This is a genomic window from Synechococcus sp. H55.11 (assembly GCF_047462475.1).
In the GTDB taxonomy this organism is placed as follows: domain Bacteria; phylum Cyanobacteriota; class Cyanobacteriia; order Thermostichales; family Thermostichaceae; genus Thermostichus.
The window spans coordinates 1-3,022 of sequence record NZ_JANSJI010000358.1; the positions used below are offsets into that span (position 1 = coordinate 1).

At 60.6% G+C, this 3,022-nt stretch carries 4 protein-coding genes; 2 read left to right on the forward strand and 2 right to left on the reverse strand.

Annotation, left to right across the window (positions count from 1 at the left end):
• The first annotated feature begins 95 nt into the window (after positions 1-95).
• Positions 96-1,139, forward strand: coding sequence for a VOC family protein (locus NW853_RS13655; protein WP_414349300.1), 1,044 nt, complete (start codon positions 96-98; stop codon positions 1,137-1,139).
• 127 nt (positions 1,140-1,266) lie between these two features.
• A complete protein-coding gene (locus tag NW853_RS13660) occupies positions 1,267-1,875 on the forward strand; it encodes a chromophore lyase CpcT/CpeT (protein ID WP_414334588.1) in 609 nt (202 codons plus the stop codon).
• A gap of 15 nt (positions 1,876-1,890) precedes the next feature.
• Here the strand turns inward: NW853_RS13660 and NW853_RS13665 are convergent, their stop codons facing one another.
• Together NW853_RS13665 and NW853_RS13670 are read right to left on the reverse strand one after the other, a co-directional pair.
• On the reverse strand, positions 1,891-2,208 hold the full coding sequence (locus NW853_RS13665; RefSeq protein WP_414349301.1) for a hypothetical protein: 318 nt from the start codon (positions 2,206-2,208) through the stop codon (positions 1,891-1,893).
• A gap of 80 nt (positions 2,209-2,288) precedes the next feature.
• The gene (locus tag NW853_RS13670) at positions 2,289-2,900 is read right to left on the reverse strand and encodes an ATP-dependent Clp protease proteolytic subunit (protein WP_414334591.1); all 612 of its coding nucleotides are present in this window, start codon (positions 2,898-2,900) and stop codon (positions 2,289-2,291) included.
• Between the last annotated feature and the right edge of the window lie 122 nt (positions 2,901-3,022).

A 3,022-nucleotide genomic window follows, 5' to 3' on the forward strand; every position in this document is an offset into this window, starting at 1 on the left:
AAAGGGCCAGCCTATGCTGGGTTAGGGCGGCCCCGGTTACCTGCTGCCGGGAAAACACCAGAACACCTGGCGTTCGTGTTAGCCGTGCGCTTTCTATGAACCAGTCCATTCGAATTGTCCAAGGGATCCATCACCTGCACTTCTACCTTTGGGATCTGCCCCGTTGGCGGGAACACTTTTGTCGGGTTTGGGGCTTCCGACTGGAAAGCGAGGCCGGCAACACCCTGGATCTGCGGCAGGGATCCCTGCGCGTGCGCCTGTCTCAGCCGGCACGGGCGGGGGACGAGGTGGATCGCCATTTGCAGCAGCATTCGCCGGGGGTGGTGGATGTGGCTTTGGCGGTGGGGGAGCAGGAGCTACCGGCCTTGGCGGAGCTGTTGCGGGGGCGAGGCGCCCCAGTGGAATGGATCCCGGCAGCAGCGGCGCTCTGCCTCCACACCCCCTACGGGATCCGGCATTCTCTCGTCCCCGGCCCCTCCAACGTCACCCCTGCGGAAGCAGGCCTGTTCTCCCATTGGGATCACGTGGTGTTGAACGTGGAGCAGGGATCCCTGCAGGCGGCAGCCGACTGGTATGGCCAGGTGCTGGGCTGGCGGCATCTGTACCGTTACAGCATCCACACCGACACCTCTGGCCTGGAAAGCGTGGTGGTAGGGGATCCAGAAGCCGGGATCCAATGGGCCATCAACGAACCCACCTGCGCCGCTTCTCAGATTCAGGAGTTTTTGGATGCCCATGGTGGCCCGGGCATTCAGCACGCGGCGCTGCACAGCCCGGATATCGTTGCCAGCCTGCGGCGGTTGCGGCAGGGGGGAGTGGACTTTTTGCAGGTGCCGCCGCAGTACTACACCAGCCTGGAAAGGGAGTTGGGGTTGGCGCTCCGTTCCGCCCTTGGACAGGCCATCTCCTGGCAAGACCTGGTGGAGCAGCAGATCCTTCTGGATGCCACCCTGCCCGCCTCTGATGGCCAGGATCGTCCCCTTCTGCTGCAAACGTTTACCCAACCTCTATTTGGCCGGCCCACCTTTTTCTTTGAAGTCATTCAACGGCTAGGCCGGGCCACGGGCTTTGGAGAGGCCAATTTTCAAGCCCTGTTCGAGGCCCTGGAGCGGCAACAGCGGCAGCGACAACAGCTATGACCAGCCAAGCCAATCTTGACCTCTCCAGACAAGATCGAGGCGGCCCCTACTGCTCGGCCCCCACCCCCCCTTGGCATAGCCGTACAATCGAGAAATCCCTGAAGACAGGCAACCCTCTTTCCTGCCCATGACAGCTTCTGCTGCGGCAACTGCCGATTCCGACTTGCAGACCTTGGCCGATTGGCTAGAAGGCTACTACAGCAACCGCGCCCAAGCCATGGCAGAACCGGTGTGGTTTGTGCCGGTCAGCCTCTGGTACGTGCGCCTGCCCCGCTTGTTTTCAGAGGGGATCGGCTTTTTTACCGAGCAATTTAACGAGCACACGCCGGGCCGGTTTTACCGCAGCCGAGTGCTGCAGTTGTTGGCGGATCCCTTGCGGATCGAGAACTACAAGTTGCGGGATCAAGCGGCTTGGGCAGGCGCCTCTCAGGATCCGCAGCGCTTGGCGCAGCTTTCTCTGGCAGACCTGGAGCATTTGCCCGGCTGCCGCATTTTGGTGGAAAAACGTCCCAACTGCTTTCATGGCCAGATGCTGCCGGGCGGCGGCTGCCGTCTCAACCCCGGTGACAGCACCTACATCCACATCGAGTTTGACCTCACAGCCCAGGAATTCATCACCTGGGATCGCGGCTTTGACGCCACCACCGGTCAGCAAACCTGGGGATCCCGCGCCGGCCCCTACCGCTACCAGAAAGGGATCCCTCCTCGCCCTTGGGGAGAGGGGAACAGGGGGTGAAGGCCAGATCAAAGGCTATGGGAACAAAAAAGGAAACAGGTCGCGCAACCCTTTGCGCAGCCTGAGCAAAAAGATCAGCCGCTCCACCTCTGGAGAAACAGATCCGGTTTCGGGCCGGGCCCCCAGCGCTGCTTGGAGTTGCAGAGCTTCGCCGGCGGTGAGGGGCTGATTATCGACCGGAGAGCGAGCCTGCAAATCTGGCTGAGCCCGCAGCACCTCCTCAGGGAGCTCAGAAGCCGGGGGCAAAGCCAAAGCTGGATAGGGGGGATACAGCAGGAACACCAGCAGACCGGCCCATCCACTGCTCCTTCTGACCCAATGCTTTCGGTTCACTGGATGCCAATCTCCCGGTTCACTCCGCTTGATTCGGAATCTTGCCCAGGTCTTCTTTTTGCGGCGAGCCAAAATCCCCCTTAGCTGGCCATGGCTTCCGAGCGCTCTTGGATCACCCGGTCGACAATTCCATAAGCCTGGGCTTCCGTGGCCGAGAGGTAAAAGTCTCGCTCCACATCCCGCTCGATTTTCTCCAGCGGTTGGCCGGTGGTTTGCGCCAAGATCTCATTCATGCGCCGTTTGACCCGCAGAGTTTCGCGGGCGCGAATTTCGATATCGCTGGCCTGGCCTTGGATCGTGCCCAGAGAAGGCTGGTGCAGCATGATGCGGGAGTGGGGCAGGGCAAAGCGTTTTCCCTTGGTGCCGGCAGCCAGCAAAAAGGCCGCCATCGAGGCTGCCTGGCCCACGCAAACGGTTACGATGTCCGGCTTGATGTGGTTCATGGTGTCGTAGATGGCCATGCCCGCCGTCACAGAGCCGCCCGGAGAGTTGATGTACATCACAATATCCTTTTGGGGATCTTGGGAGTTGAGGTAGAGCATCACCCCCACGATAGTATTGGCCAAATTGTCATCGATGGGCTCGCCAATAAACAAGATCCGCTCTTGGTAGAGGCGGTCGTCGAGGCTGATCCACTGGCTGTAGGGCTCACCGGGCAGACGGTAGGGAACGCGGGGCACTCCAATCGGCATAAGTTTCTCCTGGCAAAGTATGCAGCACGGAACACTACACAGAACGACGCGCTTGCAAGATTTCTTCCACGCTCAAATCTAGCTGGGGCAAAACCGAGGCAACAATGCGTTCAGGGCCGGTT

Coding starts and splice junctions, on each gene's coding strand:
- NW853_RS13655 (WP_414349300.1), top strand. CDS start 96: ATGAACCAGTCCATTCGAATTGTCCAAGGGATCCATCACCTGCACTTC.
- NW853_RS13660 (WP_414334588.1), top strand. CDS start 1,267: ATGACAGCTTCTGCTGCGGCAACTGCCGATTCCGACTTGCAGACCTTG.
- NW853_RS13670 (WP_414334591.1), bottom strand. CDS start 2,900: ATGCCGATTGGAGTGCCCCGCGTTCCCTACCGTCTGCCCGGTGAGCCC.